This is a genomic window from Hansschlegelia zhihuaiae (assembly GCF_004103825.1).
Taxonomy (GTDB): Bacteria; Pseudomonadota; Alphaproteobacteria; order Rhizobiales; family Methylopilaceae; genus Methylopila; species Methylopila zhihuaiae.
This window is the reverse complement of the sequence record NZ_RYFI01000013.1, coordinates 10936-34737: the sequence shown is the minus strand read 5'-3', so window position 1 is coordinate 34737 and position 23802 is coordinate 10936. Positions and strand designations below refer to the sequence as shown.

At 70.4% G+C, this 23802-nt stretch carries 23 protein-coding genes; 7 read left to right on the top strand and 16 right to left on the bottom strand.

Features of this window, described 5'->3' with window-relative positions:
• Window positions 1-394: LnmK family bifunctional acyltransferase/decarboxylase (locus EK403_RS13825; protein ID WP_342633784.1), on the top strand; the 394-nt coding region annotated here is incomplete at its 5' end.
• Between the two features lie 12 nt (window positions 395-406).
• On the opposite strand, the gene cckA is transcribed toward EK403_RS13825, so the two are convergent.
• The 10 genes from cckA to EK403_RS13780 form a co-directional block, all read right to left on the bottom strand.
• On the bottom strand, window positions 407-2947 hold the full coding sequence (gene cckA / locus EK403_RS13820) for a cell cycle histidine kinase CckA (RefSeq protein ID WP_128778067.1): 2541 nt from the start codon (window positions 2945-2947) through the stop codon (window positions 407-409).
• A 126-nt stretch (window positions 2948-3073) separates the two neighbouring features.
• On the bottom strand, window positions 3074-3754 hold the full coding sequence (locus tag EK403_RS13815; protein ID WP_128778066.1) for a sulfotransferase domain-containing protein: 681 nt from the start codon (window positions 3752-3754) through the stop codon (window positions 3074-3076).
• Window positions 3751-5790, bottom strand: coding sequence for a class I SAM-dependent methyltransferase (locus EK403_RS23245; RefSeq protein WP_245479707.1), 2040 nt, complete (start codon window positions 5788-5790; stop codon window positions 3751-3753). Before EK403_RS23245 ends, EK403_RS13815 begins: the two co-directional genes overlap by 4 nt.
• A 170-nt stretch (window positions 5791-5960) precedes the next feature.
• Window positions 5961-6728, bottom strand: a complete 768-nt coding sequence (locus EK403_RS22390; protein WP_164919605.1) for a right-handed parallel beta-helix repeat-containing protein — start codon at window positions 6726-6728, stop codon at window positions 5961-5963.
• Between the two features lie 262 nt (window positions 6729-6990).
• Window positions 6991-8052, bottom strand: coding sequence for a flagellar biosynthesis protein FlhB (flhB, locus tag EK403_RS13805; protein WP_128778064.1), 1062 nt, complete (start codon window positions 8050-8052; stop codon window positions 6991-6993).
• A 3-nt stretch (window positions 8053-8055) separates the two neighbouring features.
• On the bottom strand, window positions 8056-8817 hold the full coding sequence (gene fliR / locus EK403_RS13800; RefSeq protein ID WP_128778063.1) for a flagellar biosynthetic protein FliR: 762 nt from the start codon (window positions 8815-8817) through the stop codon (window positions 8056-8058).
• A 23-nt stretch (window positions 8818-8840) separates the two neighbouring features.
• Window positions 8841-9107, bottom strand: a complete 267-nt coding sequence (gene fliQ, locus EK403_RS13795) for a flagellar biosynthesis protein FliQ (RefSeq protein WP_128778062.1) — start codon at window positions 9105-9107, stop codon at window positions 8841-8843.
• A 258-nt stretch (window positions 9108-9365) separates the two neighbouring features.
• On the bottom strand, window positions 9366-9683 hold the full coding sequence (fliE, locus tag EK403_RS13790; RefSeq protein ID WP_128778061.1) for a flagellar hook-basal body complex protein FliE: 318 nt from the start codon (window positions 9681-9683) through the stop codon (window positions 9366-9368).
• A gap of 16 nt (window positions 9684-9699) precedes the next feature.
• On the bottom strand, window positions 9700-10110 hold the full coding sequence (gene flgC / locus EK403_RS13785) for a flagellar basal body rod protein FlgC (protein ID WP_128778060.1): 411 nt from the start codon (window positions 10108-10110) through the stop codon (window positions 9700-9702).
• 12 nt (window positions 10111-10122) lie between these two features.
• Complete coding sequence (locus EK403_RS13780) at window positions 10123-10458, bottom strand: flagellar basal-body rod protein FlgB (protein WP_164919609.1); 336 nt, start codon at window positions 10456-10458, stop codon at window positions 10123-10125.
• 288 nt (window positions 10459-10746) lie between these two features.
• On the opposite strand from EK403_RS13780, the gene EK403_RS13775 reads away from it, so the two are divergent.
• Window positions 10747-11970 carry a flagellar biosynthetic protein FliO gene (locus EK403_RS13775; RefSeq protein WP_128778059.1) on the top strand — a complete coding sequence of 408 codons (1224 nt, stop codon included), beginning with the start codon at window positions 10747-10749 and terminating at the stop codon, window positions 11968-11970.
• The gene (fliP, locus tag EK403_RS13770; RefSeq protein ID WP_128778058.1) at window positions 11951-12748 is read left to right on the top strand and encodes a flagellar type III secretion system pore protein FliP; all 798 of its coding nucleotides are present in this window, start codon (window positions 11951-11953) and stop codon (window positions 12746-12748) included. Before EK403_RS13775 ends, fliP begins: the two co-directional genes overlap by 20 nt.
• A gap of 22 nt (window positions 12749-12770) precedes the next feature.
• On the opposite strand, the gene EK403_RS13765 is transcribed toward fliP, so the two are convergent.
• From EK403_RS13765 to EK403_RS13745, 5 genes are all read right to left on the bottom strand, one after another.
• Window positions 12771-16274 (bottom strand): tetratricopeptide repeat protein, encoded by a 3504-nt coding sequence (locus tag EK403_RS13765; RefSeq protein WP_128778057.1) that lies wholly within the window; start codon window positions 16272-16274, stop codon window positions 12771-12773.
• 99 nt (window positions 16275-16373) lie between these two features.
• Window positions 16374-17093, bottom strand: a complete 720-nt coding sequence (locus tag EK403_RS13760) for a MotE family protein (protein ID WP_128778056.1) — start codon at window positions 17091-17093, stop codon at window positions 16374-16376.
• On the bottom strand, window positions 17090-17632 hold the full coding sequence (locus EK403_RS13755) for a DUF6468 domain-containing protein (protein ID WP_164919604.1): 543 nt from the start codon (window positions 17630-17632) through the stop codon (window positions 17090-17092). Before EK403_RS13755 ends, EK403_RS13760 begins: the two co-directional genes overlap by 4 nt.
• Window positions 17632-18795, bottom strand: coding sequence for a flagellar motor switch protein FliM (fliM, locus tag EK403_RS13750; RefSeq protein ID WP_128778054.1), 1164 nt, complete (start codon window positions 18793-18795; stop codon window positions 17632-17634). The genes EK403_RS13755 and fliM overlap by 1 nt, the downstream gene beginning before the upstream one ends.
• Before the next feature lie 17 nt (window positions 18796-18812).
• Window positions 18813-19349 carry a flagellar basal body-associated FliL family protein gene (locus EK403_RS13745; protein ID WP_245479703.1) on the bottom strand — a complete coding sequence of 179 codons (537 nt, stop codon included), beginning with the start codon at window positions 19347-19349 and terminating at the stop codon, window positions 18813-18815.
• Between the two features lie 280 nt (window positions 19350-19629).
• Here EK403_RS13745 and flgF point away from each other — a divergent pair, with 280 nt between their 5' ends.
• The 4 genes from flgF to flgH are packed head-to-tail and all read left to right on the top strand — an operon-like array spanning window position 19630 to window position 22901.
• A complete protein-coding gene (gene flgF / locus EK403_RS13740; protein ID WP_245479702.1) occupies window positions 19630-20373 on the top strand; it encodes a flagellar basal-body rod protein FlgF in 744 nt (247 codons plus the stop codon).
• A gap of 25 nt (window positions 20374-20398) precedes the next feature.
• On the top strand, window positions 20399-21187 hold the full coding sequence (flgG, locus tag EK403_RS13735) for a flagellar basal-body rod protein FlgG (RefSeq protein ID WP_128778052.1): 789 nt from the start codon (window positions 20399-20401) through the stop codon (window positions 21185-21187).
• On the top strand, window positions 21184-22137 hold the full coding sequence (flgA, locus tag EK403_RS13730; RefSeq protein WP_245479701.1) for a flagellar basal body P-ring formation chaperone FlgA: 954 nt from the start codon (window positions 21184-21186) through the stop codon (window positions 22135-22137). Before flgG ends, flgA begins: the two co-directional genes overlap by 4 nt.
• Window positions 22138-22157: 20 nt before the next feature.
• Window positions 22158-22901 carry a flagellar basal body L-ring protein FlgH gene (flgH, locus tag EK403_RS13725; protein ID WP_128778051.1) on the top strand — a complete coding sequence of 248 codons (744 nt, stop codon included), beginning with the start codon at window positions 22158-22160 and terminating at the stop codon, window positions 22899-22901.
• Window positions 22902-23075: 174 nt separating this feature from the next.
• Here flgH and EK403_RS13720 read toward each other — a convergent pair whose 3' ends face one another.
• A complete protein-coding gene (locus EK403_RS13720; RefSeq protein ID WP_128778050.1) occupies window positions 23076-23678 on the bottom strand; it encodes a TetR/AcrR family transcriptional regulator in 603 nt (200 codons plus the stop codon).
• Between the last annotated feature and the right edge of the window lie 124 nt (window positions 23679-23802).

The following is a 23802-nucleotide window of genomic DNA, read 5'->3' as shown; positions in this document are numbered from 1 at the left end:
CGGCGCCCTGCCGAACCGGCTGCGGAAGGACCGTTGGGACGCGCATCGCGGCTTCCGGCGCGACAGCGCGGCGGAGCTCGGAACCTACGCGATACGACCCTGCCCGACGCAGGACTTCAACGGCGCGGAATTGCTCTACTTCGTCTCCTACCCGGCCTTCGCGGACCGGGCCGAATGGGACCTTCTGGACCTGCCGGCCGCCGGCGTCGCGACCCGCGACCGCGAGGTCGTGTTCCATGGCAATCTTGATCCGGGCGAGCGCCTCAGCCTGACGCTCCGCGGCGTGAAACGCTCACCCGCCGGGCTCGGCCATTGGATTCAGGTCTCGGGCGCGGTCGACGGCCGTCTGCTCGCCGAGATCTTCACGATGAAGGCGATCGCCGCGGACCGCTGACCGGTCGCGGCCTCAGCCGCGATCGCCCATCGTGTCCTTCACGGCCTGGACGAGCTGCTTGAGGCTGAAGGGCTTCGGCAGGAACGAGAAGGTCTCGCCGTCCGGCAGGTTCTTCTTGAACGCGTCTTCCGCATAGCCCGAGACGAAGATGATCTTGAGCCCCGGCTGGCTCTTGCGCAGCTCGCGCAGCAGCGACGGCCCGTCCATCTCCGGCATGACCACGTCGGACACCACCAGTTCGACCTTGTCGCCGTTCTCGGCCATCCGTTCGAGCGCCTCGACGCCGGACCGGGCCTCGATCACTGTGTAGCCGCGCGAGGCGAGCGCGCGCGCCGCGAAGGCCCGGACTGCGTCCTCGTCCTCGACCAGCAGCACCGTCCCGCTGCCCGTCAGGTCCTGCTGGGTCGCCTGGGCGGCCGCCGCGGGCTTCGCCTCCTCCTCGCTCGCGACGTGGCGCGGCAGAAACACCCTGAAGGTCGCGCCCTTGCCCGGCTCCGACAGCGCGAAGACGTAGCCGTCGGTCTGCTTGACGATGCCGTAGACGGTCGAGAGTCCGAGGCCCGTGCCCTTGCCGACCTCCTTGGTGGAGAAGAACGGCTCGAAGATCTGGTCGATGATGTTTTCGGGAATGCCGGGGCCGGTGTCCTCGACGTCGATCAGAACGTAGTCGCCGGGGACGATCTCGGAATGGCCGAAGCCCGCGATCTCGGCGGCCGGAACGTTGCGGGTGCGGATCGTGACCGCTCCGCCCTCTTCCGCCTTGCCGCCGTCCATCATCGCGTCGCGGGCGTTGACCACGAGGTTGATGATCACCTGCTCGAACTGGTTGAGGTCGGCCTTGATCAGCCAGAGGTCGCGGCCGTGCACGACCTCGAGCTTGATCTTCTCGCCGAGCAGCCGCGACAGCAGCATGCGGACGTCCGCCAGCACGTCGCCGAGCGCGATGACCTGGGGCCTCAGCGTCTGCCGGCGCGAGAAGGCGAGCAGTTGGCGAACGAGGCTCGCGGCCCGGTTCGCGTTCTGCTTGATCTGCATGATGTCCTGGAAGGACGGGTCGGTCGGCCGGTGGTTCGCCAGCAGCAGGTCGGAGTAGCCGATGATCGCGGTCAGCACGTTGTTGAAGTCGTGCGCGACGCCGCCGGCGAGCTGGCCGACCGCGTTCATCTTCTGGCTCTGCGCGAACTTCGCTTCGAGCGCCTTCTGCTCCGTGGTGTCGAGCGCGTAGACCACCGCCGCCTCGTCGTCGCCGTCGCGGTCGTCGACGCGGGTCACGAACAGCGTGACGGAGCGCGCGCCGTCGCCCGGAAGGGTGGCGTCGACGGGCGCGAGGTCGCCCTCGCCGCGCGCCGCGGCCGAGACCGCGGCCTCGAGCGCCTGACGGTCGCGCTCCTGCGCAAGCCCGGCATAGACCGAGCGCTCCTCGCCCTTCAGCCGGTCGCCGAACAGCTTGGCGAAGGGCGCGTTGGCGCGCGCGATCCGACCCTTGGCGTCGACGGTCGCGATCGCGAGCGGCGTGTTGTTGAAGAACCGCGCGAAGCGCACCTCCGCGGCGCGGAGGGGCTCCGAGACGTCCGCGCCGGGCCCCCGGTCGAGCACCAGCGTGCGCGACGCGCCGACCCGGCCGTCCGGCGCCCCGGCCACCGCATGCAGCAGCCGAGCAGGGACCGCCCGGCCGCCGCGCGTCTTGAGGTCGACGTCGATGATCTCGGTCGTGATCGACCCGGCCTTCGGCGCCACCGCCTCGACCAGCGCCGCGCCGTCGCCCGCCAGGATGTCGCGGAGTTTGATGGTTCCCGAGCCGACCCGCGTCAGGTCCTGATCCAGCCAGCTTGCGAGCGTCGCGTTCATGTAGACGATCGAGCCGTCCGGCTGCGCGGCGAAGAAGCCCGCGGGCGCATGGTCGAGGAAGTCGACCGCGTGCTGAAGCTCCTGGAAGACGCTCTCCTGCCGCTCGCGCTCGCGGGTCACGTCGGAGAGCGTCCACACCGTCTCGGTCCGGCCGGAGCGGGCGACGGCCCGCACGCCGATGCGGAACCAGGCGCCGCGGCCGTCGGGCAGCGTGGCCCGCGCCTCCTCATGGGCGCGCTCGCCGGCGCCCGCGGCCTGCGACAGACGATAGATCGCCTCGGCGATGTCGGCGTTGCCGGCGAAAACGCGCTCGACCGTGCGCGCCGCCGCGGCGCTCTCGGCGCGGGTCAAGTCGAGATAGGCCTCGTTGGCGAAGATGATCCGTCCGGTCGCGTCGGTCGCCACCACGCCATCCTCGTCGGCGGCCACGATCGCCCGAGCGAGATCGTCGCGCGCCGCGCCGCCGGACCCGAATTGCAGGATGCCGACGGCGCCGGCGAACAGCGCGAGGACGCCGACGATCGCAAGAACGGCCAGCAGCGCCAGGATCCAGGGCTGGGCGGCCTCGCCCTTGAGGAAGGAGATCGCGAGCCCCGCGCCGACGAGCGCGGCCGCGAGCAGCACCACGAGGCCGATCGAGCCCGACCGCCCCGAGCGGTCGATCGGCGGCTCCGCGGGCGTGGATCTCTCGGCGACGCTCGACATGACGGCTCCAGGGCGGCGATTCGCGCAGGCTTCAGCGCGCGGCGCCGAATTTGGAAGATGCTTTGAGACGGAAGGGGGCGCAAGGATGGAGCAGCGGCCTTCCACTTGGAGGATCCGCCTGCGGCCCTATGGGGGCGTCCCGAAGACCTCGTCGAGATAGGCGAGGTCGGACGCGTCGAGGACGTCCCGATGGCCCCCGACCCGACCCTCGCGCACCTTGGGCGCGCCGAGCCGCGGCTTGAGCCATTTGCGCGGAAATCGTCCCTCGCGCTCGACGAGACGCATCGCCTCGAAGGACGACGCGGTCACCGCATGACGAACCGAGTCGGGCGCAGTGTCGATGCCGTAGTAGGACAGGGCCCTGTGGAGAACGCCCTCCAGGTCCTCGTGGCAGTCCTCGTAGGTCAAGCGCAGCGCCAGGCCACTGGCGCAGATCTCATCCCACTGGCGCTGGAACTCCCGCAGATTGGCGGCGCCGAAATACGGGTCGCGAAGGAAATCGCCGACCGATCCTTCATACCGGAAGAAATCCCGGAAACGACCGGTGACCTGAAAATACAGGCTCACCATCACGTCGCGGGGATCGCGGTGGAGGTAGACGATCCGCTTGCCCTCGCCGCGGCGCAGACGCGCCTGGAAATCGAAGTCGAGCGGCGGACGCGCCCCGTCATTGTACTCGAAGCCGTCATGATGGAACGCGATCTGGTCTGCGACGCCCAGCACGCTGAACGCGTAGCGAAGCCAGGTCCGCCCCGACTTCGGGAAGGAGATGAACTCGCGGACCGGCGTCCCGTCAGGTCTGGTCATGGCTCGCCGATGCGCAGAAAGACCTTGGCGTCGCCCATCTCCGCGCCGTGCGTGTCGGCCGTTTCGTTTTCGAGACGGAAGCCAAGCTCGGCGAGGCGGGCGACGACGCCGTCAGCCTCATAAAGCTTGCGGGAGGTCCGAAAGGCGAGAACCTTTCGGGCCTTCGCCGCCGCTCGCTCCAGCAGGCCCATCCGCGTCCTTGCGGGGAGATGGTGGTGCAGCCCGAGATGCAGCACGACGTCGAACGATTGCGGCGTCGCCGCGAACGCCCGATCGACGGCCGCGAGGTCGCCGAGATCGAGGCACGCGAAACGCGCGCCGTCATAGCCGGCGCACACCCGGCGCGCCCGCCCCACCCTGGCGGGATCGAGTTCAAATCCCTCGACGGACGCCGCGCCCTTTTCACAGAGGGCGCGGGCCACGACGCCTTCCGCCGCGCCGAGATCCAGCACGCTTCGGCCGGCGCAGGCGTCGAGGACCCCGGAGAGGCCGTCGAGCCGCGTGTCGATCGGCCATTTTCCGAAAAGTCCAAGCTCCGGCGCCATTGTGTAGTGGGTGGACGCGTCCGGATCGTCCACGATCTCCAGCAGCCGGTCGACATAGGCGTCCCAGCCGAACCTTGCGATCGTGTCGCGACCGTTGGCGGCGAGCCGTCGTCCAAGCGCGGGGTCGTCGCGCAACCGGACGATCGCGTCGGCGATCGCCCGCGGCTCCGGACGCTCCAGAACGATCGCAGTCTGTTCGGCGGCCGCGAAGGCCAAGGTTCCGTGCCGCGTCGCGATCAAGGGCGCGCCGGAGGCGAGCGCCTCGGCGCCGAGATTGGCCCAGCCGGCGAAGGTTTCGCAGTGAACGACGCAGTCGAGGCCGCGATAGAACGCCGGCAGGGAGGCCTCGTCGAGGGAGCCGAGAAGCTTGAGCCGGCCGGACGCCAGGAGATCGGCCGCGCCGGCCGCGAGGTCCCCGGGAGGCCCGATCAGTTCCACGCGCACCTTCTCGTCGAGCATCCGCGCGGCGGCGAGCAGCGGCTCGGGATTCTTGTTGGCGAGCCCCCCGACCACGAAGGCGTCTTCGTGCGCACGCTCGCGCAACGGGGCCGGAAAGAACGCCGCGAGGTCCACGGCCCCCTCGAGCACGTGAAAGCGACGCGCCCGAAACGTCGTGAAGCTGCCCGGTCGCCAATGACGGTTGTTGAAGACGACGAGGTCCGGCGCGACGGCCGAATTGACCCGCAGGAAGCGGTCCCTGCGCGTCTCGTCATTCAGGATGTGCTGCATGCGCAAGCCGAAATTCGCGGCGCGGAGCGCCTTCAGCGCGTCCTCGTGCCGAGGCGCGAAGCCGCCGCCCGGGATCATCGTGACGTCCCAGTCGCGGGCGGACGCCTCTTCGGGGCTCAGAACCTCGAACTCGGACGACCTGAGCGGGGCCGCGCCGTGATCAAGCTGAAGATAAGCGAGGTGATGGCCCCTGCTTCTCGCTGCGCGGCCGAACCGCTCGAAGCGCAGCAACCCGCCGGATCCCGTCAGGTGCTTGCAGGGCACGAGGATCCGCTTGGCGCCGACGGGCGATCGCGGACCGGCGGATAGCTTCCGCAGAAAGACGATCTTGTTGACCGTCTCGATCCTCTCGAAGCGGCCCGAGGCGAGCAGTTGATCGATGACCCGCGCCGGACCGATCTTGCGGTCGATCGCGTCGTCGAAGACGACGACGCCGCCAACCGCCACATGCTTCTCCCACGCCTCGACGTCGGTCGAGACGCCTCGGAGGGTGTGGTCGCCGTCGATGAACAGAAGGCCGATCGGACCCACCCATGCCCGGGCGGCGTCCCTGCTCCTGAGGTTTACGAGAGAGACATGCTCATAGGCGCCGGTTTCGAGCATCACACGGAAGAAGGCGGCGCGATCCTCCGGGCCGAACTTTCCGCCATAGACGCCGGTGAACTCGGCATGCGGCTCGACGCAGACGACCGCGGCGCCGGCCTGGGACTGGGACGCGCCGTAGGCGAGCGCGACCGCCGACTTGCCGCGGAACGATCCGATCTCGACGATTGCGCCCGAACGGCTCTCGGCCGCGTGGCGGGCGAGCGCGACGCCTTCCTCGACCGTGACGCCGCCGCGGGCGCCGGCGAGGAAGGCGCTGAGGTCGATGTTCAGAATTCCCTCCCCGGCGTCCGCCGGCCCCAGGCCGGCGGACGCCGGGCAAGGCCACCTTACTGCAGCGACAGCGTCTGAGTCGGCGCGCCGCCGTTCCTGATGAGGTTGTTGCCATAGGAAATCACGGCGCCGCCATTCAAGTTCTGAATGCCTGCGCCGCTGCCGTTCAGCACGGAACGGCTCATGACGAGGGTGCTGGGCCCGTCGATCTTCACCGCGGCCGTCGCGTGCAGGTCGAGCACGACGTTGTCGAGGTTGCCGATGTTGGCGACGCCGTTGCCCTTGATGTTGAAGCCGATGGTCGTGTTGGTGATGAAGCTGTCCATGATGAAGACGCGGGCGTTGCCGGTCCCCTGAAGGTCGACGCCGCTCACCGAGAAGTTCTGGATCATGCAGTTGCGGATCGTCAGGCGGCCCTGCCCGATCATCCGGACCCCGTTGAGACCGGGCACGGTCGGAGGAGCGCCATTGATGTCGAGCCCGTCGAGGATGACCTTGTCGTTCGCCCCGACATTGACGATCACGCCGTTGGTGGCGGAAGCCAGCACGCCGGCGGTGACGCCTTTGGCGCTGATGGTGATCGATTTGGTGATCGTGACCGCGCCATACGCGCCCTGATCGATGACGTTGATCTCGCCGCCGGCGGCCGTCTTGCTGATCGCCCCCGCGAATGTCTTGCACGGCGCGGTGCGGCTGCACGGGTTGACGTCGTCGCCAACGCCCGAGACCCAAGTGCGCGTCGCTTGCGCGTGAGCGGTGGTCGCATCCACCAGCGGCGCGAAGAGCAGCGCCGTACCGAGCGCCAATAGAAGCTTTCTCATCATTCCCCCCACCCTTTTCATGGACGTCTTGACTTATCCACGTCGCGGACAAGTCAAGATCGCTTTAGTCCTCGGGGCGATGCTCGGCAATTTTTAATTTGCCAGTTCCGCCAGCAAGCTCAAGACAACTGGCATCCTGTAAGTAATACTACTTATCGGGAGAGCGTCCCGGAGCAGCCCGACGAATGCGCCTCTTCCCGGTAACGGACGCTCGTCGCCATGGTCGCGTTCGAGGCGCGCGGAGCCCGAGGAGGAAGGCGTCTCGTCAGCGCCGCGTCTTCCGCCGCATCACGAAGCCGATGACTTCGGCCACCGCCTTGTAGTGCTCGGCCGGGATCTCGCGGTCGACCTCAAGCACGGCGTGCAGCGAGCGGGCGAGCGGCGGGTTCTCGACTACCGCCACGCCGCTCTCCTCGGCGAGCGTCCTGATCCTGAGCGCGAGCGCGTCGACCCCCTTGGCGACACAGAGCGGCGCGTTCATGCCCGCCTCGTATTTGAGCGCCACGGCGTAATGGGTCGGGTTCGCGATCACCACGGTCGCGCTCGGCACCGCGGCCATCATGCGCTTGCTCGAGCGCTCCTGGCGGATGCGCCGAATCCGCGCCTTGACGTGCGGATCGCCCTCCTGCTGCTTGTGCTCGTCGCGAACCTCCTGCAGCGACATCTTGAGGCGCTCTCGCCAGCGGTGGCGCTGCCAGAGGTAGTCGCCCACGGCGATCACCGCGAACACCGCGACCGAGGCGACCAGCACGCGCAGCGTGAGCTCCTTGAGCACCGGCAGCATCGCGGCGACGTCGGAGGCGGTCAGCGCCGAGACGCGGGCGCGCTCGGGCCACACCACCATCCAGATCACCACCCCCACGATCCCGATCTTCACGAGACCCTTGGTGAAATTGACGAGGCTCTCGGCCGAGAAGATCCGCTTAAAGCCTGCGAAGGGCGAGATCTTCGAGAGCTTCGGCGTGATCGGCTCGGCGGTCACGAGCGGCGGGTGCTGCACCATGTTGCCGGCGATCGCGGCGAGCGCGAGCAGCAGCATTGGCAGCGCGAGCGCCGCCGCGACCGCAAGGCCGAGGCCGCCAGCCATGGCGCGCAGCGACACGCCGTCGACCGCGATGGTCTGGGGAGATTCGAGGAAGCGCAGGAGCGCCTGACCGAGGCTCGCGACGGCGCCATCGCCGAACACCGAGATCGTCAGCGTCGCGGCCGCGAGCCCGAACCAGACGTTGAGCTCCTGGCTCTTGGCGACGTCGCCGCGCTTCAGCGCGTCGTCGAGCTTCTTGCGGGTGGGTTCTTCGGTCTTTTCGCCGCCCTCGGCATCCGCCATCGCTCAGCGTCCCGTGAGCATGCGGAGCGTGTCGCCGACGCTTTCGATGAACACGCCCATCAGCACGCCGAGCACCAGCGCGAGCAGCGCGAAGCCCGCGATCAGCGACAGCGGCGCGGCGACGAAGAACACCTGCAGCTGCGGCATCAGCCGCGACAGCACGCCGAGCCCGAGATTGAAGATCAGGCCGAACACCAGGAAGGGCGCGGACAGCTGGACGCCGATCCGGAAGGCGCTCGCGGCCGAATCGATCGCGAGCTTCGCGGCGTCGCCGGTCTCAGGAAACGCGCCGGGGCGGAACGCCTCATAGCTCCCGGCGATCGCCTGGATGACGAGGTGGTGCAGGTCGGTCGCGAAGATCAGCGCGACGCCGGTCAGCGTCAGGAACGCGCCCATGATCGCGCCCTGCTGCCCCTGCGTCGGGTCGACGGTCATGACGAAGCCGAGGCCGAGCTGGTTCGCGATGACGTTGCCCGCGACCGACAGCGCCGACATCACGAAACGCCCGACCAGGCCAAGCGCGAGCCCGACCGCGATCTCCGAGATCGCAAGGCCGATCAGCCCGGCGGGATTGTCGGCGTCCACCACGTAGAGCGGCCGCGCGAAGGGCCAGAACACGAAGGCGAGCAGCACCGCGATGGTGAGCCGGAAGCGTGGCGAGACGTTCTCCTCGCCCAACGCCGGCAGCAGCATCACCAGCGCCCCGACGCGCGCGAGGATCAGCAGATAGGCCGCGACCTCGTTGGGCAGGAACTCGACGGTCATGGGCCTCGGCTCGAATCGCCGGCCTAGCCGCCTGCGACGATCTTCTCCGCGATGCGGCTCATATGGCCGGCGAGCGCGTCGCCCATGAAGGGCAGCGCCAGCAGCATGGCGGCGAACAATGCGACGATCTTGGGCACGAACACCAGCGTCATCTCCTGGATCTGGGTCAGCGCCTGGAGCAGCGAGACCACGACGCCGACCACGAGCGTGACCAGCATCAGCGGGCCGCCGACCTTCAGGATCGTCCAGAGCCCGTCGCGCGCGACGTCGAGGACTTCGGCGCCGTTCATCGCCGCGCGGCCCCTGGTCGCCGACGGTCCGCCGCTCGAACGCGGCTCAGCGCGGGCTCCGCAGGCGGCGCCGCGAAAGCGTCGGCGAGCGCCCTGGCGGGCTCCCGGAAGCCTTCGAGGACGCGCGCGGCCAGCGCGCCGACTCTCAGTGGCGGGCGCCGATCGAGGGCGGGCAGGTTCGAGGATGAGGGCTTCATGACGTCAGGCCTGGTTCTGCGGCGGACCCCGTCCGGCCGAAGGAGGAACCCCGAAGGCGTTTCAGATCGGCATCCGCATGATTTCCTCATAGGCCGCGATCACCTTGTCGCGGACGCTGACGAGGGTGTTGAGGGCGAGTTCGCTCTCGGCGACCGCCGTCACCACGTCGACCACGTCGCCCTTGCCCGAGATCGCCTCCATGGCCTTGGCGTCGGTCTGGCGGCCCTGCTCGACGAAGCCGGACATCGCCTGCTCGAGCATGTCGCCGAAGCCGCCCGCCCTGGAAGGCGCAGCCGCGCCGCCGGCCGCTCCGGCCGCGCCGCCGACGAGGCTCGAGATGGAGGCGTAGGCGTTGGCCGCGGCCGTCGGGCTCGTCATCTCGCGTCAGCTCCCGTCAGGCTCTCAGGATGTCGAGGGTGCGGACGATCATGCGCCGCGCCGCCCCGACCATGTTGAGGTTCGCCTCGTAGGACCGCTGCGCCTCGCGCATGTCGGTCTGCTCGATCAGCGAATTGACGTTGGGCAGCCGCACATTGCCCTCGGCGTCGGCGAGCGGGTGTCCGGGCTCGTGCTTGACGCGGAAGTCGGAGCGGTCGCGCTCGACGCGCCCGAGCGACACGACCTGCGCCGCGAGTTCGTCGTCGAACGAGCTGCGAAGCGTCGGCACCTTGCGGCGATAGGGGTCGCCGCCGGCCGTGCGTGCGGTCGAATCGGCGTTGGCGATGTTCTCCGAGATGATCCGCATGCGGCCGGCCTGGGCCTTGAGGCCGGCGGCCGCGACGCCGATCGCGCGGGTGAGGTCCATGGCCTAAGCTCCTCAGCGCCGTCCGAGCGCGGTTCTGAGCAGGCCGAGGCTCTTCTGGTAGAGCATCGCGGCCATCTGGTGGTCCATCTGGTTCTGCGCCGCCTTCATCATCTGCTCTTCGAGCGTCACCGTGTTGCCGTCGGGAGTGCGTTCGAAGCCGTCGACGGCGTTCGAGCGGCCGAGCCCTTGCGATGAGGCAAGCGTCATGTGGCTGACGTCGGTGCGGACCGGGCCAGCGATCCGATTCGAAAGCTCAGGCGCGGCGAGATCATGGGCGTGGAAGTTCGGGGTGGCGGCGTTCGCGACGTTCTCAGAGAGAACCGCCTGCCGCGCCTCGTGCCAGCGCATCTTCGTCTTGAGCGCCGCGATCAGCGAGGGTTCGGCGATGCCGGTCACGAGTCTTCTCCTCGCGACGGGCCCGCTTTGATTTTCGCGAATTGCGCCGCCGGTCGGCAAAAACTGCCGCCCGCATGGTTAACAGGCCGTTAAGACCGCGAAGTTTCAATTCACCTTCAGCGAGACTCTGGCTATGACGAGGTCCAAAGATGCGCGCCGCCGCCGGTCGCGCGTCAACCTGGCTCCTTCCGCGGCCGTGTTCGGGGCCGCCGCCGCGCGACCGAAGATGAGGTGACCTGAGTGCTCGACCAGATCCTCGGCGACATTCCGACGCCCCTGAAATTCGTCATCGCCTTCGCGGTCATCATCCTGCTGATGGTGGTCGCGGTCTGGCTCGGCCGCCGGTTCGGCGGGCAGCGCTTCGGGCCGACCGCCGCCACCGGCCGCTCCCGCCAGCCGCGCCTCGGCGTGCTCGACGTGCTCGCGGTCGACGGAAGGCGGCGCCTCGTCATCGTGCGGCGCGACAATGTCGAACACCTGATCATGATCGGCGGGCCGAACGACGTAGTGGTGGAGAGCGGCATCCTGAGGGTGCCGACCGGGATGACGGCGCAGCGCGACGCGCCGGCGATCCTGCCGCCCGATCCTGCGCCGTCCCGGACGGCGCCTCCACAGCCGGTCCCGCCATCTCCCGGCCCGCGGGTCGCGCCGACCGCGCCTGTCCCTGCGGCTCAGCCGGCGGCCGAGCGCGCGCAGCCCGAGCGCCAGCAGCCGAAGACCGTCGAGGCTCCGCCGATCGTGCCGGCCCAGCGCGTCGCGGCGCCCCAGCCGGCCCAGCAGAGGCCGCCGGCTCCGCCCGTCCGCCCGGCGACGCCTCAGGCCGAGGCCCCTGCCGCCCGTCCGCAACCCGCTCCAGCGCGACCTGCGCCGCCCGTCGAGGCGTCGAAGCCGGCCGAGCCGGCCGGCGAGGACAAGCCGGCCCCGCAGACGCCCGCCGCCCAGCCCGCGCCCCCGATTGCGCCAAGGCCAGTGCCGCAGCAGATCATCGCCGGCCCCGCCGGACGCGGCGTCGCGCAGCGCGGTCCCGCGCCCACGACGCGCTCTAGCGACCTCGCCGAGCGGCTCGCCGCGGCCTTGAAGCGACCCGTGCAGCCCGCGCCCGAGAGGGCGCAGGCGCAGGGCGCCCCGGCGGCTCCAGCCGCGCCGGTGGCTTCGGCCATTTTGGCGGCCGTGGCCGCTCCGGCCGCTCCCGCAGCGTCGGAGCCCGCTGCGTCGGCTGAGCCCAAAGCCGCGCCTGCGCCGCAGGCGGGTCCGAACAAGCCGGACGAAGACCTACCGCGCGAAATGCCGCCGATGGCGGACCAGGCCGCGCCGGAGGCCAAGCCCGACCAGAAGCCCGCGGCGCCCGAGGTCAAGGCCGAGCCGCGGGCCGAGAAGCCCGAAGCTCCGGAGGACGATCCGCTGGCGTCGCTCGAGGCCGAGATGGCGAACCTTCTGGGGCGGGATGTGGCCAAGAGGCCTTAAGGTCCGGGCGCCCGCCCCGAGCCGCGCGCCGGCCGCCTTAGCACGACCGCTTCGGACGGGATTGGCCGCTCTCGGCGCGACGGCGCTGCTCGCCGCGGCGGCGCCGGCCGCGGCCCAGACGGTGACGCTCGACCTCGGTCAGGGCGGCGTCAGCGAGCGCGCGCTCCAGATCGTCGCGCTCATCACCATCCTGAGCCTCGCCCCGTCGATCCTGGTGATGGTGACGTGCTTCACCCGGATCGTGGTGGTGCTGTCGCTGCTGCGGACCGCGATCGGCACGCAGACCGCGCCGCCCAACGCCGTCATTACGGCGCTCGCGCTGTTCCTCACCGCCTTCGTGATGGCCCCGACGTTCCAGACCGCCTACACCGACGGGATCGCGCCGAGGATCGCCGGCCAGATCGACGACCAGACCGCCTTCCAGCGGGCCGCCGCGCCGTTCCGCGCCTTCATGCTGGCGCACGTCCGGGAGAAGGACCTCGCGCTGTTCCAGGGCCTGTCGCGCGAGCCCGCGCCCGAGACGCCGGACCAGGTCAGCCTCCGGGTGCTGGTCCCGTCCTTCATGATCTCGGAGCTCCGCCGCGCCTTCGAGATCGGCTTCCTGCTGTTCGTGCCCTTCCTGGTCATCGACCTCGTGGTCGCTTCGGTGCTGATGTCGATGGGCATGATGATGCTGCCGCCCGCGATCGTCTCGCTGCCGTTCAAGCTGATCTTCTTCGTGCTGGTCGACGGCTGGAGCCTGATCGCCGGCAGCCTGGTGCAGAGCTACGGCGGCTGAGGCGGCGCGGCCGCGGCCTCGCTCAGGCCCGAGACGGAGCGGCCCCGGCGGCGGTCGCGTCTGGAGCCGGCCGATCGGTCGGCGCGGGCGCGCGCCCGGGCTTCGCCTCCTCCGCGCCGCGCTTCCTGTACTCGCGCAGGAACGTCTCGAACGAGGACCGCGCCGCCACCGAGCGGGCGATCTCGCGGAAGGCGTCGCCCCGCGCCTCGATCGGAGCGGTCACGACCTCGAAGCCAGCCGCTTCCGCGCTGTCCGCCATCTTCGGCGCGAATTTCTGCCGAAGGCGGTCGACCCCGAGGCCGTCGTCGGCGAGCGAAAGCGCGATCGCGGCGCGCAGGACGTCGGCGCGCTGCTCGGCCGTCAGCGGATCGGGACGCCGCCAGGACGAACCGAGCGTCGCCTCGAGCGCCTCGCCGGCCTCCGGCCAGCGGCGCGCCGTCCAGAGGATGTCGGCCTCGAGCTTGTCGGATTCGGGCCCCTCCAGTCCGGCCGCCATCTCGAGCGCGAGGTCGACCCGGCCGGTCTCCGCAAGCGCGCGCGCCTCGAGCCTCAACCGCGCCGCGATCAGCGAGGCGGGCAGATCGGCCTGGCGGGTCTTCCGCAGGGTCTCGAGCGCCTTGGCGGGTTTTGAGTTCATCAGGTCGACGAGGGCCGCGCGCGCCGCGACCTGCGCGCGCGCCGCGCCAGCCAGGCGATTGTCGATCTGGTAGTCGAGCAGCTCCGCGGCCTGATCGAGCAGGTCGACGTCGACGAGCTTGTCGGCGAGCCGCCGGACCAGCTCGTCGCCGCGCCTGCCGCCGGGCGAAAGCTCCTTGAAATCGTAAAACAGCGCGAGCGCGTCGAGCTTCGGCAGGCTGTCGACCCCGGCGCCGAGGAAGAGGTCCGTGAAACGGCTCTGCATGCGGTCCTGCAGGGCGCGGGTCTCCTCAGCCTCGGGAAAGGCCGCGACCGCGGTCCTGAGCGTCGAGAAAGCTTCGCGCCAGCGCCCGGCGTCGCCGTAGAGCCCGATCAGACGCGCGAGCGCCTCCGCCTCCACGTCGTCACCGCGCCAGCCGGTCGTTAGCCTTTCGAGGCGGGCGATGGCGTCGGCCAGGGACGACTCGCCGGTCTTGAGCGAGAGCTCGACGCCGCGGAGCTCGGCTTCCGCCGAGGCGGTGTCGGTCTGCGTCTTGGCGAGCGACGCATAAACCGCGGCCGCGCGCTTCGTCTGTCCGAGCGCCTCGGCGACCCGCGCGCGGGCGAGCTCACGCGCCGCGAAGCCGCGTGTGGCGGGCAACACCTCCAGCCGTTCGAACTCGGCGGAGGCGGCCGCTCCGTCGCCGGCGTCGAGCGCGAGGTCCACCGCAAGGGCGACGAACCGCGCCCGCAGTTCCGCCGGCAGCGAGGGAAGCGCCCGCTCGCCGAGCTTCAGCGCCGTGCGGGCCGGGCCGGGATGACCGATCGCGGCTTCGGCGGCGGCGCGCCAGAGTTGCGCCTCGCCGGTCATGCGCATGGACGGCGACGCGAGAATGGCGAGGGCAGCGGTCGGCCGTCCGAGCTCGACCGCGACCGCCGACCTCAGGATCGCCAGCCGCCCGTCGCGTTCGGAAATGCCGCCGTCCTCGACGATCGCGTCCAGCACCGCCTTGGCTTCGCTGGCGCGGCCGCGCGCGTGGTAGAAGCGCGCCAACGCCAGCCGGGCGGCCGGACGGTCTTCGGCGGAGGCCAGCGCCGCGGCGCGCATCAACTCGTTCTCGCGCGCGCGGAACGGTCGGGCGATTTCCTCCGCCCACTCGCGGGCCTGCGTCACGACGACGGGAACCGGCGTCCCGGGCGCGCCGTCCGCCGCGCCGCCGCCGGTCGCGGAGAGGTTGAGGCCTCCCTCGTGCTCCACCAAGAGTTGCTCAACGCTGGCGCGGACCCGCAGATCGTCGGCCGCGAGCGCGAGCGCGACGCCCTGCGCCGTCACGAGCATCGAGAACTCGACGAAGGATTGCGGCCTCTGGACGTTCCGCGCGGGCTGGCCGAGCGTCGCGACCGCCAGCATGTCTCCAATGTCGGGGTCGCGCAGCACGCGGACCGCGCCGAGCCCCGGCAAATCGGCCGAGGCCCTCGCGCGGCCGTCGTCGCCGAAGGTCGCGACGAACGCCAGCGGCGCGCTGCGCTGCATCACCTCGTCGCCGATCGACACGACCCAGTCCGCGCCCTCGACCGCGGCCGAGACGAGACGCGCCTCGGCGAGCTTCAGCCTGACGGCGCGGCCGCGTTCGACGGGCGTCTCTTCGGCGCTCAGCAGGATGCCGCCGGAATTCTTCACGAAGCCGTCGAGGCTCCATGAGCCCCGGTCGTCGAACACCGCCCACAGCGTCCGGCCGCGGAGGAACATCGCCGCAGGCGTCGCGCGCGCGAACGGAAAGACCAGGCGGACAGCGCCGCCGATCCGGCGCACGGACGCCGCACGCGCCTCGGCCCCCGCGGACGGCGCGACGACGGCGGCCGCCGACGGCGTCTCCTTGGCCGGAGGCGCGGCGTCGGATGTGGCCGGAGCCGGAGCTTTCTCATCCCCGGCGGCCGCGTGCGAGTCGGTTGGCTGGCTGGGCGCGACGGCCTCGGCCGGCGCGTGGGACGCGCCCGCGGCCTCCGGCCGGGCGGGCGTCGTGACGGAGGCGGGCGCGTCGGCGTCGTGGACCGGAGTCACGGCGGCGCGGTCGCCATGCGGATCAGTCGTCCCGCCCGTGGCGGGGCTCGACGGCGCGACGTCCGTGCGGTCGACGTCCAGCAGGAAGTCGCCGTCCTCGCGGAAGCCGCGGAAGGCGCCACCGCCCGGCGCAGGAACCGAGACCACCAGCCCGCCGCCTTTCGACTCCGCGTCGAGGCCGGCGAGTTCCGGCGGAAGGCGGGCGCGCACGGCCGCGACGTCAAAGGCGTAGGGCGCTCCGATCGTCACCAGGAGCTTTTCGCCGACGCGCCTGACGTCGACCGGCGCTTCGCCGCCCAGACCGAAGATCAGCCGGCGGAAGGTCGGATGGGTGGCGCCTTCGAGCGTGAGGCGCGGCTGCGGCTTCACGCGCCGGCGCGCTTCCTGGGCGCGGATCTCCCGTCCCTCGCGAGCCTCGCGCGTGAGATCGGCGATCAGTTCGCGCGGCAGCGGCGGCGGCAATCCGGCCCAGTCCGGCGGCAGCAGATCGACGAACAGCTTCTCGCCGGCTTCGGTCGCGATGAGCTTCACCGGCTTCGTGAGCGACATCCGGATCGCGGCGCCGTCGGGATCGCGGCGGACCACGCCGATGAGCGCGCCGAGCCCGCGCGTAAGCGGGCTCGTGTCGAGGGCCACCTGTTCGTCGAAGGACACGACCAGAACGCCGTTCGCCAGCCGCGCCGAAGCGCCGCCCGGCATCCTCTCGAACGCGAAGACGACGCGGGCGTAGCCCTGCGGTTCGACGCCAGCGGCGATGGAGCCCGGAATCGGAGCCGCGCGGGCCGGCGACGCGGCCAGCGCGGACGCGAACAAAAGGCTCGCGATGACGGCGCGCAGTCCGAACGCCACCAGCCGGGCTCCCTCGGCGAACAGGCGGCGCGTGAGCCGCTCATCAAGGGAGCAGTCTTATCGGGAAGCCGTTCGCAAGCCGTTACCGGCTTCGACCGGTCAGCGTTCGGCCGGACGGCCCTCGATCTTGGGCAGGTCCGTCGCGGCCATCGCGGCGGCGGGCGAGGCCGCGACCTCGCGGCGCGTGAGCGAGACGGTAAGCTTCTGCGCAGCGTCGGCCGACATCAGCCCCATGACGGTGGAGAGCTGCCGCGGCTTCATGCGCGACGCGACCTCGAGCAAGACCTGAGGGTCGAGCTTCTCGAAGATGCGCGCGGCCTCCTTGGGCTTCATGCCCTCATAGAGCGTCACGACTTCCTTGAGCCGCGATCCCTCCTGCTCGGCGCGGCGACGGTCGGCGGCCGCGACCGCCTCTTCCAGGCGCGCGAGCTCGGCGAGGCGCTCCTCCATCCGCTTTTCGGCGGCCTTCAGCAGGTTCTCGCGGAGATCGAGGTCGGCGCTGCGGGCCTCGATCGCCTCCCGGCGCTTGCCCAGCGCGTCGAGCAGCGCCCGCTCTGCGGGCGCTTCGGCGTCGAGCTCGCCCTTGCGATCGACCGGCGGCCTCTCGACCCGTCCCTTCGGCTTCGCCCCGGCCTCGTCGGACCCCTGGTCCTCTGCGGCGGCATTCTCTTGCGCGGAGGCGCCGGCCGCCGCGGCGGCCGGCACGAACAGATAGCTCGAATGGCTGGAGAGGCCGATCGCCTTCAGCGCGAGCAGCGCCGCGGCCGCCGTGATCACGACGGGCATCAGCCGCAGGCGCGTGCGGGCGACGCCGGTCACGTCGCGGCCCCGAGGCTGAGCGCGCGGATGCGGTTGGAGAACAGCTCCGCCGCTGCGGCCGCCGCCGCTGAAGCGCTGACGGGCGGCTCAGCGGCGAGCCGCGCCGCTTCGGCCTCGCGCTCCGCGTCGCGGCGCGCCTCGCGCCGGATCTCCTCGCGCGTCGTCTTGATGCGCTCGACGTCGGCGATCGCCGCCTCGCGGCTGGCGTGGTCGCGCGCGGCCTTGGCGATTTTGGCGATCCGCTCGATCACCTGCTCGCCGTCGGCGAGCTGGACGGCCATCTGCTCGGACAGCGCGGCCGCCTTGCCGAGCCGCTCGGACAGCGTTTCCTCGCTCTGCGCGACGGTCGCGCGCAGCGCGGCGATGGCGCGTTCCGCCGCATGAGTGGCGCCGACCAGCTCCGTGATCGTGTCGCGCATCGTCGTCTCGTCCGACCGCAGCCGCCTCAGCCTGCGGTCGAGCGTCGCGCAATAGAAGATCGTGGCGACGAGCAGCACGGCGACGAGCGACTCGATCGCGAGGCCCACGACATTGTCCATCACGAGGCCTCCTTGCGGCTCTCGCCGGCCGCCTCGAAGGCCGCGAGCGTCGTGCGCGACCGCCTGAGCGGCTGGGCGACCTTCACGGCCACCCGTTCGCCGGACCGGCCCATGCGCGCCGTCGTCAGGGTCTCCTCGCCGCAGCGGATCTCGACCAGGGCGTCGGGCCTGATGTCGAGCATCAAGGTGTCGCCGACGTCGAGGTCGAGGATGCGCTTGAGCGGCAGCTTCTTGTCGAACAGCACCGCCTGGACCTCGGTCTTCGCCGACCAGATCTCGGTCGCGAGATGTCCTTCCCAGGTCGCGTCGCGGCCGAACTTCTCGCCCATGAACATCTGCATGAGCACGTCGCGGATCGGCTCGATCGTGGCGTAGGGCAGCAGCATCTCGATCACGCCGCCGCGCTCCTCCATGTCGACCCTGAGCTTCACCAGGATCGCGGCGTTGGCGGGCCGCGTGATGGCGGCGAATTTCGGATTGGTCTCGAGCCGGTCGAAGTTGAAGGTGACGGGGCTCACGGGCCGGAAGGCGAGCTCGGCGTCCTCCAGCACGACCTCGATCATCCGCTGGACGAGGCTGGTCTCGATCGTCGTGTACGGCCTGCCCTCGACCTTGACCTTGCCGACGGAGCGGCGCCCCCCGAGCAGCACGTCGATGATCGAATAGGTCAGCGCCGAATCGACCATGGCGAGCCCGAAGCCGTCCCATTCCTCGGCCTTGAACACCGAGAGGATCGCGGGCAGCGGGATCGAGTCGAGATAGTCGCCGAAGCGCACCGACTTGATGCCGTCGAGCGAGACCTCGACGGCGTCCGAGGTGAAGTTCCTGAGGCTCGTGGTGAGCAACCGGACCAGCCGGTCGAACACGATCTCGAGCATCGGCAGGCGCTCATAGGAGACGAGCGCCGAATCGATGATCGCCCGGATGCCGGACTTGCCCGCGAGGCCGAGCTCGTTCGGGTCGAAGCCGAGCAGGCCGTCGACCTCATCCTGGTTGAGCACCCTGTCGGCGCCCTTCGCCCCGCCGGCCTGCTCCTGGGGCTCCTCGAGCATCGCCGCCCAGCCGGCCGCCATCTCTCCCGAGACGGGGCCGACCTGTTCGGCCATCGCCGCTTCCCATTCGGCGGCGATGTCCTCGTCGGTCTGCTTCTGCTCGCCGGCCATGTCGCGCTCCGCGCCCGCTACTGGACGACGATGTCCTTGAACAGCACCGCGTCCACCTTGGCGGGCGCGACGGCGGTGTTGACCCGCCGCAGCAGTTCCTCCTTGAGCCGGTAGACGCCGGCCGAGCCGCGGATGTCGTCCGGCCGGAGCTCCCTCAGATGCGTCTGGAAGCTGTCGAGCACGCGCGGCATCATCGGCTTGATGGCCTGCGCCATCTCGGGCTTGTCGACCTCGAGCGCGACCGCGAGCCGGACGTAGCGCTGCTTGTCCTTGTCGACGGTCGCGAGATTGACGGTCATCTCGGGCAGATCGACATAGGACGCCGCCGCGGTCGGCGCGTCTTCTCCCGCCTTGGGCGCCACGGGGCCATGACCGTCGTCGGCCGCCTCGCCATGCGCCGCGACCTCGCCATGCTCGCCGCCCTTGCCGCCCGCGAACGCGAAATAGCCGCCGGCTCCGCCGAGGATCACGACAGCCGCCGCGCCGCCGATGATGAACAGCTTCTTCCTCGACTTGGCTTTCACCGCCGTCCCGTCTTCGGTTCCGTCCGCCATCGCCGCGCCGCCCGCCCGCCGGCAGGGGTCGCCGGACATGGTTAACGGATAGGTCGCAAAAGTTAACGAAGCCTTGCGACCCGGCAAAAGCTGCCGGGCAAATTGCGCCGCCGGGCCGTCCGCGGCGCCGTTGAGCACCGGCCCGTACGGTCGCAAATCGCTTGATTTCTCAACCTTCAGGCCGGCTGGCACGCCGCCTGCAGAGCTTGCTGCGGATGCGGCCGCCCGTCGGGGAGGATGGGCGACCAGGATCCGGAACATAGCGGCTCGGGAGCGTGTGGTGGAAAACGCCTCTCTGGTCGGGTTGTCGCGGCAGGTCGCTCTGCGGCGCGAGCTCGACGTCATTTCGAACAATGTCGCCAACATGAACACCTCCGGCTTCAAGGCGGAGCAGATGGCGTTCGGCGAATATCTCACGCCGGACGCGCGCGACGAGACGTTTCGCAGATCAGATCGGCCGCTCTCCTTCGTCGAGGACTTTGCGACCTGGCACGACCAGTCGGAAGGCGCCATCCAGACCACGGGCGGCGAGACCGACGTCGCGATCGCGGGCGAAGGCTTCTTCGTCGTCGAGACCGCGGCCGGGACCCGCTACACCCGCAACGGCGCATTCCAGATCAACGCCCAGGGCGAGCTCGTCACGAGCGAAGGCGCCCGCGTCATGTCGACCGCGGGCGCGATCCAGTTCGCCCCGACCGAAACCGGCCTCACCATCGGCAAGGATGGCGTCATCGCGACCAGCGAAGGCGTGCGCGGCCGGCTCAGGATCGCCCGCTTCGACAATCTTCAGGATCTCGCGAAGGACGGCGTCAGCCTGTTCAGGTCCGATGCGACGCCGGGGGAAGCCACCTCGCGCACCAAGCTCGTCCAGGGCGCGATCGAGAAGTCCAACGTCCGCCCGATCCTCGAGATGAGCCGGCTGGTCGAGGTCACCCGCGCCTATGAGAGCGTGACCTCGATGCTCGCCAAGCAGGACGACGTCCGCCGCTCGTCGATCGAGAAGCTCGCCGAGGTGCCCGCGTGACCGTCGCCGAACAAGGAACCGCCTGATGCGCGCCCTCTACACCGCCTCCACGGGCATGGCGGCCCAGGAGATGAACGTCGAGCTCATCTCGAACAACATCGCCAACATGCGCACCGCCGGCTTCAAGCGCCAGCGGGCCGAGTTCCAGGACCTGCTCTACCAATCGCTGCGCCGCGTCGGCTCGACCTCGTCGGACGCCGGCACGGTGCTGCCTACCGGCGTCGACATCGGCTCGGGCGTCAAGCTGGTGGCGACCCCGCGCGTCATGAGCCAGGGCGTCGTCACCCAAACCGAGAAGACCTACGACGTGGCGGTCCGCGGCGAGGGCTTCTTCCAGATCGAGCTGCCGGACGGGACCACGGCCTACACCCGCGACGGCTCCTTCGAGCTCGACCCGAACGGCCAGCTGGTCACCGCGGACGGCTACACGGTCCAACCCGGCATCACGGTGCCGCAGAACGTGCTGACGGTGTCGATCAGCGCGACCGGCATGGTCGAGGCGACACTGCAGGGACAGACGGCGCCGCAGCAGCTCGGCCAGCTGCAGCTCGCCCGATTCATCAACAAATCGGGCCTCGAGGCCAAGGGCGACAATCTGTTCCTCGAGACCGAGGCCAGCGGCACGCCGCTCGAGGACGTGCCCGGCGCGGAAGGCTTCGGCACGGTGCTGCAGGGCTATCTCGAACAGTCGAACGTCAACGCCGTCACCGAGATCTCGGACCTGATCGCGGCGCAACGCGCCTACGAGATGAACTCCAAGGTCGTCTCCTCGGCCGACCAGATGCTCCAGAACACATCGGCGATGCTGCGATGAGCGCGATGATCAGGATCCTGTCCGCGCTCGCGCTCGGAAGCGCGCTGGCCTTACCGGCCTCGGCCGCGCCGACGTTGCGCGCGGAGGCGCTGGTGAGCGGCGACATCGTCACCGTCGGCGACCTGATCGACGGGGCCGACGGGCTCGAAGGCGTCGCGCTGTTCCGGGCGCCCGACCCCGGCCAGACAGGCCCGCTGCCGGCGGCCGCCGCGATCGCGGCCGCGAAGCGCATCGGGCTCAGCGGCGTCGAGGCGGGCGAGGTGCGGCAGATCTTCGTGACCCGCGCGAGCCGCGAGGTTACGCAAGCCGAGATCGAAGGCGCGATTACGGCGCGCGCCGCGACCGATTACGGCGCGGACGTCGAAGCCATCGCCGTCACGCTCGACGGCGCCGTCGCGCCGGTCCATCTCGACGCCGCCGCGAGGGGCGCGCTCGAGGTCATGCGCTTCGCCGCCGATCCGAAGACCGGCCGATTCGACGCCGTGCTTTCGGTCGCGGGCGCCGGCGCCGCGGCATCGCCGATCCGCGTCTCGGGTTCGGCGGTCGAGACCATCGAGGTCGCGACCCCGTCCCGGCCGGTCGCCCGCGGCGAGATCCTCTCCGCAGCCGAGATCCGAGCCGACCGGCGGCCGAAATCCCAGTTTCCCGACGCGGTCGCGCCGTCCGAAGCGGCGGGTCTCGCGGCCAAGCGTCCGATCCGGGAGGGTCAGCCGCTCCGCGCGGGCGACCTGATGCGGCCGCAGCATGTCGACCGCGGAAGCTTCGTCACCCTGATCTATGCGGGCTCGGGGCTTTCGCTGTCGCTGAAGGCCAAGGCGCTCGCCGCCGGCGCCGCCGGCGACGTGATCGCGGTCCAGAACGTCCAGTCCAAGCGCGTCGTGAACGGCGTCGTCACCGGGCCCTCCGAGGTCACGGTGACGGCGGCGCCGACCGCGGTCGCCCGCCGCTAGCGCGTTCGAAGGAGCGTCCCATGCGTCCCGTCACCCTGCTCGGCGTCTGCCTGATCGCCGGCCCGCTCGCCGGCTGCGGCGCCGCCGACCGCCTCGCCAATATCGGCAAGCAGCCGTCGCTGTCGCCGATCGAGAACCCCGTCACGCAGCCGGGCTACAAGGCGGTGAGGATGCCGATGCCGGAGGCCCAGCCGGTGTCCTATCAGCCGAATTCGCTCTGGCGATCGGGCGCGACGGCGTTCTTCAAGGACCCGCGCGCCAAGCAGGTCGGCGACCTGCTGACGGTCAAGGTGGACATCACCGACAAGGCCGAGATCGAGAACACCACCAAGCGCTCCCGCAGCAACGAGGAGCAGTCCGGGATCAGCAACCTGTTCGGCTTCGAGACCAAGGCGGCCTCGATCTTCCCGAAAGGCTTCGACCCGACCAACCTCGCCAACGCGTCCTCGACGGCGTCGAGCGAGGGCGCGGGCTCGGTCGACCGCAAGGAGACGCTGACCACCAACGTCGCGGCCGTGGTCACCCAGGTGCTGCCGAACGGCTCGCTGGTGATCGAGGGCAAACAGGAGATCCGCGTGAACTTCGAGGTCCGCGAGCTGATCGTCGCGGGCGTGGTGCGGACCGAGGACATCGACAGCGACAACACCATCCCGAGCGAGAAGATCGCCCAAGCCCGCATCGCCTATGGCGGCCGCGGCCAGATCACCGACGTGCAGCAGCCGCGCTACGGCCAGCAGGTGATGGACGTGCTGCTGCCCTTCTGAGCGACGAAATCATCGAGCTTCGCGACGACTTCTCGGCCGGCGCCGGCCCGGAAACGTCGCGGAAGCGTCCGGCCGGCGGCGTCCACCCCGCCCGCGGGACCTGCAGGCGGCCGCCGGCTCCCCCCGGCGGCCGCTGACCGTTTGGGCGGGATCGGCTTGCAGGCCACGCCGCCGTTAGGCGGCCAATCCCTCCAGAAGCGTCGCGAGCGCCGCCTCGACCGCGTCCTCGCCCACCTTTTCACGCAGCAGTAGGCCGTCGAGCTCGAGCATGGCGAGGCCGTGCAGCAGCGCCCAGCAGGCGGTCGCCTGGCCGAGCGCCTCACGCTTGCGGATCAGGCCCGCGGCCTGCCCGCGCTCGAGAAACTCGACCACCACGGCGAAGGCGCCCCGCGCCCGGTCGTCGAGATGGACGGCCGCCGGTTCTCCGGCCTCGGCCCCGAACATCAGCCGATAGAGCGCGGGGTTGCGCCGGGCGAAGCCGAGATAGGCCCGAGCCGCCGGCAGGAGCGCGTCCCGATCGTTCGCGGGCTGAGCCGTCTGGGCGGCGAGCAGCGCCTCGCGCAGCTTCTCAAACCCGATCAGCGCGATCTCGGCGAGCAGCGCCGCCTTGTCGGCGAAGTGCTTGTAGGGCGCGGCGTGACTGACGCCCGCCCGCCGGGCGAGCTCCCTCAACGTGAACTGCCAGCCCCTCTCTTCCTGAAGGATGGCGAGCGCGGTCTCGATGAGCGCGCGTCTCAGGTCCCCATGGTGGTAGGGGCGATCGGAAGCGTCTTGCATGCGACCTCGATGTTTACGGCAAAAACATATGTTGACAATGTTAACTTACATGCCTATGTCTGCCTTCACAAGTTGTCACTGTCAACATCGGAGATCGAAATGAACGCCCCCGCTCCCGCGACCA